The 14,268-nt window shown below is 55.6% G+C and carries 10 protein-coding genes; 5 read left to right on the plus strand and 5 right to left on the minus strand.

Annotation, left to right across the window (positions count from 1 at the left end):
- Positions 1–46 precede the first annotated feature (46 nt).
- Positions 47–1,771, plus strand: a complete 1,725-nt coding sequence (locus tag DBAC_RS07585; protein ID WP_015773694.1) for a methyl-accepting chemotaxis protein — start codon at positions 47–49, stop codon at positions 1,769–1,771.
- Positions 1,772–1,989: 218 nt separating this feature from the next.
- Complete coding sequence (locus DBAC_RS07590; RefSeq protein WP_015773695.1) at positions 1,990–3,714, plus strand: methyl-accepting chemotaxis protein; 1,725 nt, start codon at positions 1,990–1,992, stop codon at positions 3,712–3,714.
- A gap of 234 nt (positions 3,715–3,948) precedes the next feature.
- Here the strand turns inward: DBAC_RS07590 and DBAC_RS07595 are convergent, their stop codons facing one another.
- Both DBAC_RS07595 and DBAC_RS19940 read right to left on the minus strand, forming a co-directional pair.
- Positions 3,949–4,938, minus strand: a complete 990-nt coding sequence (locus DBAC_RS07595; protein WP_015773696.1) for an Lnb N-terminal periplasmic domain-containing protein — start codon at positions 4,936–4,938, stop codon at positions 3,949–3,951.
- 99 nt (positions 4,939–5,037) lie between these two features.
- Positions 5,038–8,265, minus strand: coding sequence for an EAL domain-containing protein (locus tag DBAC_RS19940; protein ID WP_015773697.1), 3,228 nt, complete (start codon positions 8,263–8,265; stop codon positions 5,038–5,040).
- A gap of 144 nt (positions 8,266–8,409) precedes the next feature.
- Here DBAC_RS19940 and DBAC_RS07605 point away from each other — a divergent pair, with 144 nt between their 5' ends.
- Together DBAC_RS07605 and DBAC_RS07610 are read left to right on the plus strand one after the other, a co-directional pair.
- Positions 8,410–8,874: a YehS family protein gene (locus tag DBAC_RS07605; RefSeq protein ID WP_015773698.1), complete on the plus strand. Its 465-nt coding sequence runs from the start codon at positions 8,410–8,412 to the stop codon at positions 8,872–8,874.
- Positions 8,871–9,701: a CvfB family protein gene (locus DBAC_RS07610; protein ID WP_015773699.1), complete on the plus strand. Its 831-nt coding sequence runs from the start codon at positions 8,871–8,873 to the stop codon at positions 9,699–9,701. Before DBAC_RS07605 ends, DBAC_RS07610 begins: the two co-directional genes overlap by 4 nt.
- A 103-nt stretch (positions 9,702–9,804) precedes the next feature.
- Here DBAC_RS07610 and DBAC_RS07615 read toward each other — a convergent pair whose 3' ends face one another.
- The gene (locus DBAC_RS07615; RefSeq protein WP_015773700.1) at positions 9,805–10,839 is read right to left on the minus strand and encodes a membrane protein; all 1,035 of its coding nucleotides are present in this window, start codon (positions 10,837–10,839) and stop codon (positions 9,805–9,807) included.
- 475 nt (positions 10,840–11,314) lie between these two features.
- On the opposite strand from DBAC_RS07615, the gene DBAC_RS07620 reads away from it, so the two are divergent.
- The gene (locus DBAC_RS07620; RefSeq protein WP_015773701.1) at positions 11,315–11,719 is read left to right on the plus strand and encodes a hypothetical protein; all 405 of its coding nucleotides are present in this window, start codon (positions 11,315–11,317) and stop codon (positions 11,717–11,719) included.
- A gap of 344 nt (positions 11,720–12,063) precedes the next feature.
- On the opposite strand, the gene DBAC_RS07625 is transcribed toward DBAC_RS07620, so the two are convergent.
- Together DBAC_RS07625 and DBAC_RS07630 are read right to left on the minus strand one after the other, a co-directional pair.
- On the minus strand, positions 12,064–12,705 hold the full coding sequence (locus DBAC_RS07625; RefSeq protein WP_015773702.1) for a hypothetical protein: 642 nt from the start codon (positions 12,703–12,705) through the stop codon (positions 12,064–12,066).
- A 31-nt stretch (positions 12,706–12,736) separates the two neighbouring features.
- On the minus strand, positions 12,737–14,131 hold the full coding sequence (locus DBAC_RS07630) for an ankyrin repeat domain-containing protein (protein WP_015773703.1): 1,395 nt from the start codon (positions 14,129–14,131) through the stop codon (positions 12,737–12,739).
- Positions 14,132–14,268 lie beyond the last annotated feature (137 nt).

The following is a 14,268-nucleotide window of genomic DNA, read 5'->3' on the forward strand; positions in this document are numbered from 1 at the left end:
TGATAATGTATGACAAACCCAAGACAATCTATCCGGAGGCAGTGAGATGAGCATACGTTTGGGAATTCGCAACAGGCTGCTTTTATTGGTTGGCGTGATGCTTGTCTTCATCGGAGTCGTGGTCGCTTTTTTTGTCTACCAGGCAGCGAGCACCAAAACACAGATGATAGATCGCGTGGGCATAATCATGACCGATGAGGCCAAGGACAAGATCATGGTTCTGACCCAGGCGATAACCAACAGCGTGGCGGCAAGCATAAAGAACATCACCGATCAGGATGAAAAAATAGGCATCATCAAAAATCTTGTATACGGCATTCGTTTCGAGAAAGATCAATCGGGCTATATTTTTGTCTATCAGGAAACCACCAACAGGGTCATGCCTCCGAACCCGGCCATGGAAGGGACCGACCTCAAGGACCTTAAAGACCCCAATGGATTGTATTTCATCCGCGAATTAAACGAGACGGCCAAGAAAGGCGGCGGATTCGTCGAATATGTTTTCGACAAGCCAGGGAAAGGTAACCAGCCCAAGGTCAGTTATTCCACCATGATCCCGGGCACTGATTTATGGATCGGCACCGGCGTCTATATCGACAATATCGCCGAAGCCCAGGCAAAAGTCGCAGCGGATCTGGAAAGCGCGGCTGCGAGGTCCCTGACCATAGCCATGTCCTTTATCGGCGCCGGGTTCGCCTTTCTGGTTCTGCCCTTGGCCATCTTCCTCATCCGTTCCATCATCACTCCGCTGCAACGCATGATCGGCATGCTTAAAGACATTGCCCAGGGCGAGGGCGACCTCACCGCCCGCCTGAGGGACACCTCCGGCACCGAGACTCAGGAACTTGCCGAATGGTTCAACAAATTCGTGGAACAGGTGCACGGCATCATCCGCGAGGTGGCGGGCAATTCCGCGCAGGTCAACCAGGCCTCGACCGGGCTGCTGAGTCTGGCCACCAATCTGCGCGGTGCCTCCAGCGACATGACTGCCAAATCCACCAACGTGGCCGCGGCCACGGAAGAGATGAGCTCCAACATGAACTCCGTGGCCTCGGCCATGGAAGAATTCTCCATCAATATTGGGACGGTGGCCACAGCCTCCGAAGAAATGACCGCCACCATCGCCGAGATATCCCAGAACGCCAGCAAGGCCAAAGACATCACCGGGCATGCTGTCGGCAAGGCCACGGAAGCCTCGCGCCGGGTGGACGAACTGGGCCGCGCCGCGCGGGAAATCGACAAGGTCACCGAGACCATCACCGCCATCTCCTCCCAGACCAACCTGCTGGCTTTGAACGCCACCATCGAGGCCGCCCGGGCCGGCGAGGCCGGACGCGGATTTGCCGTTGTCGCCAACGAGATCAAGGAACTGGCCATGCAGACCGCCCGCGCCACCGAAGAAATCCGGGGCAAAATCCAGGGTATCCAAGGCGCGACCGGGATCACGGTGTCGGAAATTCAGCAGGTCAGCCAGGTCATCAATGAAGTGGACATCATTGTTGGCACCATTGCCGCCGCTGTCGAGGAGCAGTCCGTCACGACCCGCGACATCGCGGACAGCGTCGGCCAGGCTTCGCAGGGCGTGCAGGAAGTGAATGAAAATGTGTCCCAGGCAGAATCCGTGACCCGCGACATCGCCAAGGAAGTGGCTTCCGTGAACGCCGCCTCCGAGGATATCGCGCATTCGGCCGCGGCGGTTCAGACCAGTTCCGAAAGTTTGAGCGCCCTGGCCCGCGACCTGAACACCATGGTCGGCAAGTTCAGAATCTGACCCCCCCGCTCTTTACCATATTCAAAAGCCCGGCTACATGCCGGGCTTTTCTTATGTGGGAACGCTAACGTTCACTTCGGTGATCGCTGGAATCGCTTTGCATCCCGGCTCGGCAGCTTTGGAGCGCCCCGCGACTCCCTTTTTTCCTATTCTTGCCATGTTTGTGGCAAGTGATGTAAAAGAAAAATCTTAATTTACCATAATTTTGGAGGAAATTCATGGCCATTCGATTCGGAATCCGCAATCGTTTACTCTTTTTGGTCGGCATCATGCTTGTTTTCATGGGCGCGGTAGTGGCCTTTTTCGTCTACCAGGCCAATGGAACCAAGGATCAGATGATCGACAAGGTCGGACAGATCATGAACGCCGACGCGCGTGACAAGATCATGGTCGCCACCTCGAACATGGCGGCAAGCCTCGGTTCGGCCGTGAAAGGGATGACAAGTGATACGGAACGGATCCCCCTTATCAGCGAACTCATCAACGACATCCGTTTCGAGGAGGACAAGTCCGGCTACTTCTTTGTCTACCAGGAGACGACATGCCGGGTTCTGCCGACCAAGAAAGAGGTCGAGGGCAAGGATCTCGGTGGGAACAAAGACGTGAACGGGCTCTTGTATGTGCAGGAACTGCGCAAGCAGGCCCATGCTGGAGGCGGATTCGTCGAATACGTCTTTGACAAGCCCGGCAAAGGCGACCAGCCCAAAATCGCCTACTCGATGATGATCCCCGGCACGGATTTGTGGATCGGCACTGGCGTCTACATCGACAATATCGCCGAAGCCCAGGCCGCAGTGGCATCTGATCTCAAGAGCGCGGCCGCCAGATCCCTGACCATAGCCCTGTCCTTTATCGGCGCCGGGTTCGCCTTTCTGGTTCTGCCCCTGACCATCTTCCTCATCCGCTCCATCATCACCCCGCTGCAGCGCATGATCGGCATGCTCAAAGACATTGCCAAGGGCGAGGGCGACCTCACCGCCCGCCTGAAAGACACCTCCGGCACCGAAACCCAGGAACTGGCCGAATGGTTCAACAAATTCGTGGAACAGGTGCACGGCATCATCCGCGAGGTGGCGGGCAATTCCGCGCAGGTCAACCAGGCCTCGACCGGGCTGCTGAGTCTGGCCACCAATCTGCGCGGTGCCTCCAGCGACATGACCGCCAAATCCACCAACGTGGCCGCGGCCACGGAAGAGATGAGCTCCAACATGAACTCCGTGGCCTCGGCCATGGAAGAATTCTCCATCAATATCGGGACGGTGGCCACAGCCTCCGAAGAAATGACCGCCACCATCGCCGAGATATCCCAGAACGCCAGCAAGGCCAAAGACATCACCGGGCACGCCGTCGGCAAGGCCACGGAAGCTTCGCGCCGGGTGGACGAGCTGGGCCACGCCGCGCGGGAAATCGACAAGGTCACCGAGACCATCACCGCCATCTCCTCCCAGACCAACCTGCTGGCTTTGAACGCCACCATTGAGGCCGCCAGGGCCGGCGAGGCCGGACGCGGATTTGCCGTTGTCGCCAACGAGATCAAGGAACTTGCCATGCAGACCGCCCGCGCCACCGAGGAAATCCGGGGCAAAATCCAGGGCATCCAGGGCGCGACCGGGGTCACCGTGTCGGAAATTCAGCAGGTCAGCCAGGTCATCAATGAAGTGGACTCCATCGTCGGCACCATTGCCGCTGCTGTCGAGGAGCAGTCCGTCACGACCCGCGACATAGCCGACAACGTCGGCCAGGCATCGCTGGGCGTGCAGGAAGTCAACGAGAATGTGTCCCAGGCCGAAACCGTGACCCGCGACATCGCCAAGGAAGTGGCCTCCGTGAACGCCGCCTCCGGCGATATCGCCCAGTCGGCCGAAGCGGTCCAGGCCAGCTCCGAGAGCCTGAGCGGTCTGGCGCGCGACCTCAATGCCATGGTCGGCAAGTTTAAGATCTGAGCACGTCTTCATCTCGCGCGAACGCAACCAACGACAAAGCCCGGCTCGAAAGCCGGGCTTTGTCATTGATAAAATTGATGAAATTGGTGAGATTGGTGAGATTGGTGAGATTGGCGAGCCGGTCCACTGCCTTTGAGCACAAAACCGAGCCCAATGGATTTGTCAATTGAACCGGGATGGTTGAATTTGCACTGCTGAACGTGTCGCGTGAACTTTGAATCAAAAGGCTTTCGCTTATCCAGGCGTCCTGAGCCCGTCCCGGATGCGCAAGGAAAAATCCGGATCATCACCCAGGGCCTGCGCGCGCGAGTTGATGTGACTGAGCCTCCTGAGCTCGGCGAAAGGGATTCTGGTATCGAGCATGCCTCGCTCGTAGGCCATCTCATCCACAAACCCGTTGACCAGCATGCGCCAATCGATACGGGCGTCGCGGGTATGGGTCAGCGCGTTTGCACGAATACTGGTCGTGCAATTGCTCAGAAGGGCGTTGTACCATTGCGGGCTTTCATAAAGCGCATTCATCTGATGCAGATACTGGAGAAAAACAGGCCCCGCCACATCCGGATTGAAAGCCAGCCGATACAGATACACGTCCTCATTGCGGTAATTGGTGCGCAGGCGGACCAGATCGCGTTCGTCGGCCAGCACGTAAATCAGCTCGTACTGTCGAAAAAATCCGCGCAGCGCCGAATATTCCTCGTCAACGGTCTTACGGGTCTCGATGGAGATGCAGACGAAATCATTTTCCCCGAATTGAAAGCTGAGCATGGTGTGGGCAATCAGCGGCGAGCCCCAGTAAACCAGAAACAGGTCCACGGCCTTGAGCTCTGAGAGGCGCACCGTCTTGTCGTAATGACTCACGGTGTACTCGGTTTCGGAAGTGTATTCGCAATTGCGGATATTGCGCAGCGTGATCAGGTCGCCTTTGATTTCGGCACGCGGGAGAATGGCGACATCGGGCTGCCAGTTCCTGGTGTTGGACGGTTCCCGGGCAAACCACCAGAGCAGGAACACAGAAAACACGAGGCTGAACACTGCCAGCCGCATTCGCCACCTGCGCAGCATGAGAGTCCCCAGCAGCAATCCTCCTGCCGCCGCTGCAGCTGGAATACGCCAGAGCTGTGGCAGATCACCGTAATATACGGCCAGCACACTCCAGAAGACCACCCCCAGCAGCACGGCATAGAGCAGAGCCTGGGCGCCGATACGGATAAATGCTCTCATAAATAGTACTCCGCTTCAGCGCGGGTAAGCAGGAGCGAGCTCTATGTCGTCCCGTTCCGCCCACAATCAGTGTCTTCAGAAGATGCTCACGCCGCAGGATCAGATCACGAGTGGCGGGAGCAGCGCGTCCCTTGACAACAGGGCCTCGAAGTCCTGCGCGGGAACCGGTCTGCTGGCAAGATATCCCTGCAGCACGATGGGGCCCATGGAAGCCAGCAAGCCGCGCTGCGCCTGTGTTTCCACCCCCTCTGCGACGATCCGCAGATTGAGGGTCCGGGCCATGGACACAATGGCCGCGACAATGGCCCGGCTGTCTGAATCATCGGTGATATCCTTTATGAAGGAGCGATCGATTTTGAGACCGTCGATGGGCAGGCGCTTCAGATAGGAAAGGGAGGAATAACCTGTTCCGAAGTCGTCGAGGAAAAAGGTTCCTCCTGCTTCACGCAGATTAAGCAACGTCGTCTCGGCCTTGCTCACATCGCCCATGAGCATGGATTCGGTGATCTCGAAATACAATCTTCCCGGACGCAACTCCGTATCCAGAAGGACCTCGCGCAGCGTCACGGCCAAATCCGCTCCGGAAAACTGACGAGAGGAGATGTTCACGGACATGGTCAGATCATGCCCGGCATCCTGCCAGAGCTTGGCCTGATGCGCAGCCGTCCGCAAAACCCAGTCGCCCAGGGGCAGGATGAGCGCCGACTCCTCGGCCAGAGGAATGAACTCCGCCGGGGAAATGAGCTTGCCTTCGCAGCGCCAACGGATCAGGGCCTCGGCCCCGAGAATGTGTCCGCTCTGAATATGCACCAGCGGCTGGTAAAAGAGTTCAAACTCCTGCGCCTCGATGGCCTTGCGCAGCTTGTACTCCATGGAAATGCGCCGATGCGCGGCCACATCCATTTCCGGGGTGAAATACTGGTAATTGTTGCGTCCCATGCTTTTGGCCCGGTACATGGCCATATCCGCGTTCTTGATCAGTTTCGGCGCCTCGTTACCATCATCGGGGGCGATGGTCAGGCCGATGCTGGCCGTGACGAAATATTCGACATCCCCATGATGAAACGGCGCTTTCAGGGCATCAAGCATCCGGGTCGCGATATGGCTGGCGGCATCGACCGATTCGATCTCGGGCAGTAGAATCAGAAACTCATCTCCGCCCAAGCGGGCCAGGGTGTCCCCGCTACGCAAGAGCCTCTCCAGGCGACGGGAAAGATCCACCAGCAACTCATCGCCGACGCCGTGCCCCAAGCCGTCGTTGATGGTCTTGAAGTTATCCAGATCGAAAAAAAGAAGCGCAAGCTTGCCCCCGCTGCGCGCTAGCTGCGCCAGCGCCATGCGCAGCCGGTCGCCCAGCAGGATGCGGTTGGGCATGCCGGTCAGGGCGTCGTGCTGCGCCTGGTATTCCAGCGCGTCCTGCTGGCGCTTGAGCTCGGTTATGTCGTGAAAAATGGAGACGTAGTTGGTGGTCTGCCCCGCCTCGTTCTTGACCGCGCTTATGGTCAGCCACTCGGGATAGGATTCGCCGTCCTTGCGGCGGTTCCAGATTTCTCCGGCCCAGTGCCCATCCTGCGTCAGCTTGGTCCACATCTCTTGATAGAAATGCTGGGCATGTCGGTCGGATTTGAGAATGCGCGGATTGCTGCCGACGGCTTCATCGGCGGAGTACCCAGTGATAACCGTGAACCCGGGGTTTACCTGCTCGATTGTTCCTTCAGTGTTCGTGACCACAATGCCTTCGACTGTGTTCTCAAAGACCTTGGCGGCCAGCAGCAGTTTCTCCTCGGCCTTTTTGGCCACAGTGATGTCGCGGACCACCGCCAGATAGGATTCAGGATGTTCGCCCTGGTCCCACAGGGGGGAGATGGTCGCCAACCCCCAAAAAACGCCGCCGCCTTTGCGCACATAGCGTTTTTCCAGCGTGATTTCCTTCTGCTCTTTTGTGACAAGGCTTTTCATGGCTTCCTCGGAGGCTTGCCAATCATCCGGATGCACGAGATCGCGGGGAGAAAGCGTGCCGAGTTCCGCAGCGGAATATCCCATCAGGTCGGAAAATTTCCGGTTCACCTTGATAAAACGTCGCGTATCGCCCTCAAACTGCGCAACGCCTACGCTTGCCATCTCGAAAAAAGCCCTGAAACTGCGCTCACTGGCAGACAGAGCCGCGGTACGCTCCTGGACCTGTCTGCTGAGTCGCGTATTGAAAAAGAAAAGCATGGCCGTGATCCCGGTCCCGACAAACAGGAAAACGCCCAGCGCAATCAACGTCGTGCGGATGGCTTGCTCCTTGCCCGCCTGCAGACGCTGCTTGAATTCGGGATACAGGAATTCGGACAGGTCATAATCCGGGCCCATCATCCCCAGCTTGACATAAAGCCCGGCTATATGCTGCCAGCGCTCGGGATTCATATGACCGATCTCGACAAAATCCGGGCGGATCAGCCGGCGCATGGTCTGGGCTTCAAAGAGAAGATGCTGCAAAGAAAGCTGCGTGGAATATTGGTCGCGAATGAGCGTGGCAATCTCTTCGGGATTTTCCATGGCATAGCGCCAGCCGCGCTGCACCGCACGCAGAAAGGCCTCGACCCGCTCCGGATGCCCTGAGACCTGATCCTGGGTCGTGACCAGGCAATCGCCGTAGAAATCCACTCCGTAATTGATGGGCCTGATGAACGAAACGGAAACACCGCGCTCCTGCATGAGATATGGTTCGCTGGTCAGATAGGCGCTCATGGCGTCAACCCGCCCGGACACGAGATCCTCGATATTCCAGGAATGCGGAACCTGGGTCATGCTCTCCAGGGAAATCCCCTCGCTGACGAGCATGGCCATGTTTTCCGGATCAGTTGCGGAGGTCATCATGACACGTTTTCCGCTTAGGTCGTGCGGAGAATCGAGACGTGACTCCTTGAGCGTCATCATGACGCTCGGCGAATGCTGAAAAATGGCGGCCAGAGCGACCAGAGGTTTGCCTTGCTGGCGTTTGATGAGAATCGCCGGGGAATCCACTGCGAACTCGGCTTCTTTGGACAGCAGTTTGGCTGTCGGATCAATACCTGGCGAACCCTCCAACAGTTCGACCTGCAGCCCTTCGTCCTTGAAATACCCCTTGGCCACGGCCGCGTAGTACCCGGCAAACTGGAACTGATGTCGCCATTTAAGCTGCAGGCGGATTTTTTGAACAGAATTTGGAGCGGCAAAAATGCTGCCGGATGGCACAAGAAAAACACCGACCAAAACCAATACGACAATAAGCTTCGTAAATCCGAAAAAAGGCTTCACTACGGCCCGGAATAGAAGGGAGTCGAGACAAGAACGTGTACTCATGCTATCAAACGTACCATGCCGTCACAACGGGTCAAGAGCAAACACGCCCTCGCTTTTTCCCGGGCGGTGGAGCTTTTTTTCTGATGACCGCCGCAAACTTCCCGTGTAGGCGAGGCCAGACGCTTCTCACAGAGGATTCGACTGATGACCAATAACGACATTCTGCGCCGATTGCGCTATGCGCTGAACCTGGACAACGCCGGGGTCATCCGGCTCTTTACGCTGGGCGGACACGGCCTGAGCCAGGAAGACCTCGACCTCTTGCTCAAGAAGGACGATGAACCCGGTTTCGTGGACTGCCCGGATGTGCTGCTGAGCGCATTTCTTGATGGGCTGATCAAATCCAGGCGCGGCGCTCAGGACACAGCCCCGGAAACGGCCGAAACGTTGAACAACAACCTGATCCTGCGCAAGATCCGCATCGCGCTTGAACTTAAAGACTCGGACATGATCCGCATTCTGGAAGCCGGCGGCATGGAGATCTCCAAACCCGAGCTCTCCGCCCTCTTTCGCAAACAGGGGCATCGCAATTTCGTGTACTGCCGGGATCAGCTGTTACGAAAATTTTTGAGCGGGCTGGCGAAAATCTCGCGGGAGGAACTTTCATGATTGAATTCGGCAAAACAGCGACCCTGAAGGTCATGAAGCTGGTCACGGGCGGCGCCTATCTCGACGGCGAGAACCTGGGCGAAGTTTTTGTGCCCAAGCGGGAACTCCCGGCTGGCACGGCGGTCGGCGACAGTTTGAGCGTCTTTTTGTACCGCGACTCCGAGACGGTGCTCACAGGCAGCCTGACAAAACCCAAGGCCGAAGTCGGCCAGTGCGCCTTCATGAAGGTCGTGGCCGTGACCAAGTCCGGGGTCTTCGTGGACTGGGGCCTGCCCAAGGATCTTTTTGTTCCGACGAGCGAGCAGTACAAGGCGCTGGATGAAGGCCGTTCCTACGTCATTCTCGTTTATGTGGACGAGCGCAGCGGTCGTCTGGCAGGCACGGCCAAGCTGCATTCCTATCTGAACGAGGATGGAACGGGATTCAAGCCGGGCCAGGAAGTGGACCTGCTCATCAGCGGCTTCTCGGAGCTCGGCTTCAAGGCCGTCATCAACAACACTCACCTCGGCCTTGTCTTCCGGGACGACGCCCCCGGCGAGCTGCGCTACGGACAGCGCATGAAAGGCTATGTCAAGGCCATCCGCCCGGACGGCAAGATCGACCTGTCCCTCTTGCCCCCCGGCATGTCCGGCCTCGATATGCTGGCTGACCGCATCCTGGCCCACCTGACCCAGTGCGGCGGAAGCACCGACCTGACGGACAAAAGCCCGGCCGAATACATCGCCGCCGCCTTCGGAGCTAGCAAATCCAACTACAAAAAAGCCCTGGGCCGCCTCTACAAACAAAAAAAAATCAACATCGAACCGGACCGGATCGTGCTGCTCTGAATCTGATTTGAAGACACAAGACCACAGAGGTCAACGTAAAAGAGCCGCAAGGATTTTCCTGCGGCTCTTTTACGTTTGATGAAGCGGGAATCGCGCTGGCCCGCTAGCCTCGGCGATCCACCAGATCCCGCAGCGGCTGTGGCAGAAATCCGCGCAATTTCTGGGCAATGGCATTCTCGTTGCGTTGCCAGATGATGCCCATCCATATGACTCCAAGCCCTATGAAAGTCAGGGCGAAGGGAAAGAGCAGGCTGTCCTTGAAGACGTTCCAGGACAGGTAGCCCAGATAACCCGCCGCGCCCAGGCCGCCGAAAACGGCGAAAACCCTGCGACGCAACGCAGCGCCGCAGAAGATGAGCAGCATGTTGATGCAGAAATAAAGAAACTTGTTCAGCTCGCTGTCGGAGCGCATCAGCGAAAGCCCGCCCCAGAGCGCAGTGACCCCGAAAATGTAAAGCCAGAAGGCGTAGTCCTTTTCACTCCTGGTGCGGATGTCGAACCACAGGGCGACAAGGGTGATGACCACGCCGGACCAGAGCGAAACGAGCTTGCGCAGCTCCCAGGTGGCGTCGGCCTGACCGAAGATGAAGGGGGTCAGGTCCATGCTCATGTACCACAGCGTCGCGGCCACGGGCATGACCAGAAACGGCAACCGGTAGCGCCAGAGCATGATTACTCCTGCGGCCAGGGTGCCCAATTCCATGAAGATCCATCGCCAGTCGATATAGACATGGTAGTCGCGGTAAACCCGTCCTTCGGCCCACCAGCCCATTGCTTCCTGGAATCCGTAGATCGCCAGCGGAGTCAGGGCCACGACAAAGGTGGCGATGATTCCGGCCGGAATGGGCAAGCGGCGCTTGTGCAGAAAATTTTCGGTGAGCAGAAGCCCGGCCAAAGCGTAGGCCACGGCAATGCCGAACAGTCCCCATCCCCCGAACGACTCCCAGCCCAGGGTCATGAACAGGCTCATGGCACCGATGGCCATGAGGCCACCCAGATAATAGAGGATGTGCGTGAAGCGGAAGCCAGGCGTGTCCACGTCCGAATCCTTCAGAAACTCCCACAACCGCTCCGCCTGTCCGGCGTCAAGAATGCCCTTTTCCACCGCCTGTCGCAGCCGGTATCTGCTAACGTCCATGCATCCTCCGGATTTGGCGAACATGTCCGGACAACGGGCCCGGAATGCACACCCTTTATTACCGGTGGCGCCGACAAGGCAACGGGCAATCGTGATCATGCCAATCGCCCATCATCACCGCACTCTCTGTGCCGCAATCAGTCACAATAATCCCGACCAAAAAAACATCCGAAAACGGGTGTAGCGTCCCGACACGCAAAAAAAAAATCGGAATACCCGCACAGCCAGGCCAGTCCTTGAGCAGGCCATCGGCCAGACATAAGTAGCCCCCCCTCAGCATTATGAACTCAACATACTTACAAATCCGCATACATTAAAAAATTTACACATTATTTTATTTATAATTATTATATATATTTAATTACAAATAAGCATTAAAAATAATATATATATTTGTATTTAACAAGAACACATCAAATTTATAGAAAAAATAACTATCGGGAGAGATTAATGAAAACTAAATTATTAATTAAGGATGTTTAAAGTGAAAAAAATAATTCACACGGCAGGGCTGATAATGCTTTCACTGCTGCTCCTGACAGGGTGTGCGAGTAGCGGAAACAAAAGCCTGCAAAAAGAGAGCGAATCGTCTGTCGCACAAAAAATTTTCGAGGAAAAAACAACCAAAGATGAAGTCCGTTCTTTATTTGGATCCCCCATATCAACCACTTTTACAGATGGAGGCCTTGAGATATGGAAATACGAGATGGCAAAAATGAGTGCTGATGCAGTCAATTTTATACCATTTGTGAATATGCTCGGCACATCTGCAACCGGTACAAAAAAAGAGCTGACAGTTCTATTTGACGATAAGGGTATAGTGAAGCGCTATTCCATGAGCGAGTCGCCAGTCCAGGTCAAAACAGGTCTGTTTCAGTGAAGATTCAATCCTGCTCCAGCAGTCTAAACAGCCTGCCGGAGCAGGATAATCGCCGAAGGCTGCCTAATAGCCATTCTACTTCTTCTCCAAACAGCCAACTATGGCTGGACCAACCTCATCCGTACGCTGAACTAGATACGCAATCCCGCCGACGAGGTCATTGATGATCTTGGCAAAATTGAGGACTCCTGCTGGTAGAGATATCCATTTCTTGCCTTGTTCAGCATGTAGCCGGACATGTCGTTGAGAAAGACAGGTGCGGAATTCGCGTCGGAACCTGCACTCTCAAGACCGATGCTGTTTGGCGCCCTTTCCCCTTGGCCCTCTTCCCCTCGGACAACAACCTACTGCGCGTTCGTGAATTGAATCGACTTCATATCCTCCGCCGCCTCGGCAATCACATCACGAGTCATCGGTGATTGGTCTGTGCCCATATGTTTCGATTCATAGCGCCAGGCCTGGTACACTTTCACGAACGTGCTGTTGACTTGGGACAAATACAAAAATCCACTTTCTGCATCCATCCCATTGCACACGACTTCGTCTGCAAGTGCCGGACAGTGGTACGTCATGACAATTCGCCCATCTTCCACAGCTACCAATGACGAATTCGCCTGCTTTTTGCACCCCAAGGAAAGCGCATGGAGGGATTCTTCAAGAAAACGCTTCAGGTCATACTCAGGGAGTCGCCATGCGTAGACCCCGTAAATGTTGGTCCAGCTGTTGAACTCTTGTGATTTTGGGATCATCTCAAAGGTAAATGTATTCTCTTCCTGCTTTCTGAAGACATCGAAGTCACTGATTTTATCCTTCGCCTTCATCCATAACGGAGGCGGGTAGTGCAGCATTCCATCATAAAGCTTGATGACCTGGGTCATCTTGAACGACTCCTCCGCTTGGGCAGTCTGCGGTACCGTAGCGGCGATCATGAAAATAATCGCTACGCTTAACTTGACCCATGTGTGTTTCGTGACGCCGATATTCATATGTGATGTCCTGAAGTTGCGTGCCGATATTTCAATCAAGGGGAATGACATTCATTCCTTTCTTCAACACGATGCGCCTAGCCCCGGCCAGGGCGTTGGTCTGGTAATCCCGGGCCGTTGCGGTGTCCACGGAGCGCCACGCCTGCCAGACAACGACGAAGGTGTTTTCAAATTTTCCCAGATACTGAATGCCTTCGACGGGCAGCCCTTGCCTTGCGGAAACCTTGCGGATCGAATGGTCTGGCGACTCTTCGATAGTCTGGATATCCTCAAAGCCCGACTGCTTTGCGGCCATCTTGACGAAATCCCGAAACGATACGCCCGGCGCATAGACAGCGGACACGGTCAGAATGGCCTTCCAATCGTCCAAGGTTTGCCCGGTTGGCAGATACTCGTAACTGATCTTTCCGTTCGTTTGGGCTTGACGTCCCTGAACGTCGAACCTGGTCTCCGACGTCTGCGCCCAGAAGGGAGTTGGATGGGTTAAGTGCACTTCATGCATCAAGACGGAGTCTGTCAGCGGCATGCGCTGCGCCGCCGATTTTGACAGGGGCGGGGCGGTGTCCAAAACGGCAGGTTTCATGGCCGGAGGGCGGTTTCCTTTGGGGGTGTAGTTGAAAACCATGCCGCGTTTTTCCAGGAAATCAACACAGCGCCAGAACCACATATAATGCGGGACAGTATTGTCGCGAGCCAGATTATGGCGGCCCAAATCTATATTTATACTTTCGCGAATGTCTTTTATTCCTCCACCAGTGTAGTTGGACGAATAGTCAACTCCTTGCTCGAGAAGGTATAAAGTGATCTCGAAGTTATCGTAAGACGCCGCGTAAAAAACTAACGGCCGCCCACTTTCATCTTTGTAATCTATTTCAGCTCCTTCTTTGACAAGTATCATGAATGCGTCTTCATTTCCAAATCGGAGCGCCTTTTGGATAGGCCGATATTTTTTATCTGGCGGGAGCAAATTCGGATCCCCTCTGCCAATTTCCAAGCACATTCGCAAATAATCAGTGCCTATATAAGGGGCATCTTCGACGGATCTATGGAGTAAAGACAGTTGCTCTTCAGTTCCGGCATAATGAATGAACCATATCTTGTTTGGGTCAGCGCCATGCTCAAGAAGTCGACGAAACCCAGCCTTGTTGGGATGATGAAACAGCCACTCTGGAACGGCCACACCATATGTACCTACGGCATTCACATCCGCGCCTGCTGCTATCAGTCGATCGATTTCCTCGATGTTACCCCGTTCGGCGGCCAGGGCCAGGGCCTGCGCCTGAGGGTTGCCTGGAAACATCTCTGCCACGCTCATGTACATGAGCCCCTTGGGCCGAGAGGATTTCGAACTTTGCCCCATCCCCGCACATCCGGTCAGTAACAACAATGCCACGCCGAGTGTTATCCATAATTTGACAAACGCCATTCTGCCTCCAAATGTTCTGCTGGCTTTAATTCGGTTCAAAGACTTTGGCCAACGCATCCATGCGAAGCTCCATGCTTACACCTCAATCCTGATCCCCAGAACCGACAGCAACCAATAAACACTTTGCATCTTATGGC

The organism is Desulfomicrobium baculatum DSM 4028, assembly GCF_000023225.1.
Classification (GTDB): Bacteria; Desulfobacterota; Desulfovibrionia; order Desulfovibrionales; family Desulfomicrobiaceae; genus Desulfomicrobium; species Desulfomicrobium baculatum.

Excerpts from the sequence above, each read along its gene's own strand:
- DBAC_RS07630 (WP_015773703.1), bottom strand. The coding sequence starts at position 14,131 with ATGGCGTTTGTCAAATTATGGATAACACTCGGCGTGGCATTGTTGTTA.
- DBAC_RS07615 (WP_015773700.1), bottom strand. The coding sequence starts at position 10,839 with ATGGACGTTAGCAGATACCGGCTGCGACAGGCGGTGGAAAAGGGCATT.
- DBAC_RS07605 (WP_015773698.1), top strand. The coding sequence starts at position 8,410 with ATGACCAATAACGACATTCTGCGCCGATTGCGCTATGCGCTGAACCTG.
- DBAC_RS19940 (WP_015773697.1), bottom strand. The coding sequence starts at position 8,265 with ATGAGTACACGTTCTTGTCTCGACTCCCTTCTATTCCGGGCCGTAGTG.
- DBAC_RS07595 (WP_015773696.1), bottom strand. The coding sequence starts at position 4,938 with ATGAGAGCATTTATCCGTATCGGCGCCCAGGCTCTGCTCTATGCCGTG.
- DBAC_RS07590 (WP_015773695.1), top strand. The coding sequence starts at position 1,990 with ATGGCCATTCGATTCGGAATCCGCAATCGTTTACTCTTTTTGGTCGGC.
- DBAC_RS07620 (WP_015773701.1), top strand. The coding sequence starts at position 11,315 with ATGTTTAAAGTGAAAAAAATAATTCACACGGCAGGGCTGATAATGCTT.
- DBAC_RS07585 (WP_015773694.1), top strand. The coding sequence starts at position 47 with ATGAGCATACGTTTGGGAATTCGCAACAGGCTGCTTTTATTGGTTGGC.
- DBAC_RS07625 (WP_015773702.1), bottom strand. The coding sequence starts at position 12,705 with ATGAATATCGGCGTCACGAAACACACATGGGTCAAGTTAAGCGTAGCG.
- DBAC_RS07610 (WP_015773699.1), top strand. The coding sequence starts at position 8,871 with ATGATTGAATTCGGCAAAACAGCGACCCTGAAGGTCATGAAGCTGGTC.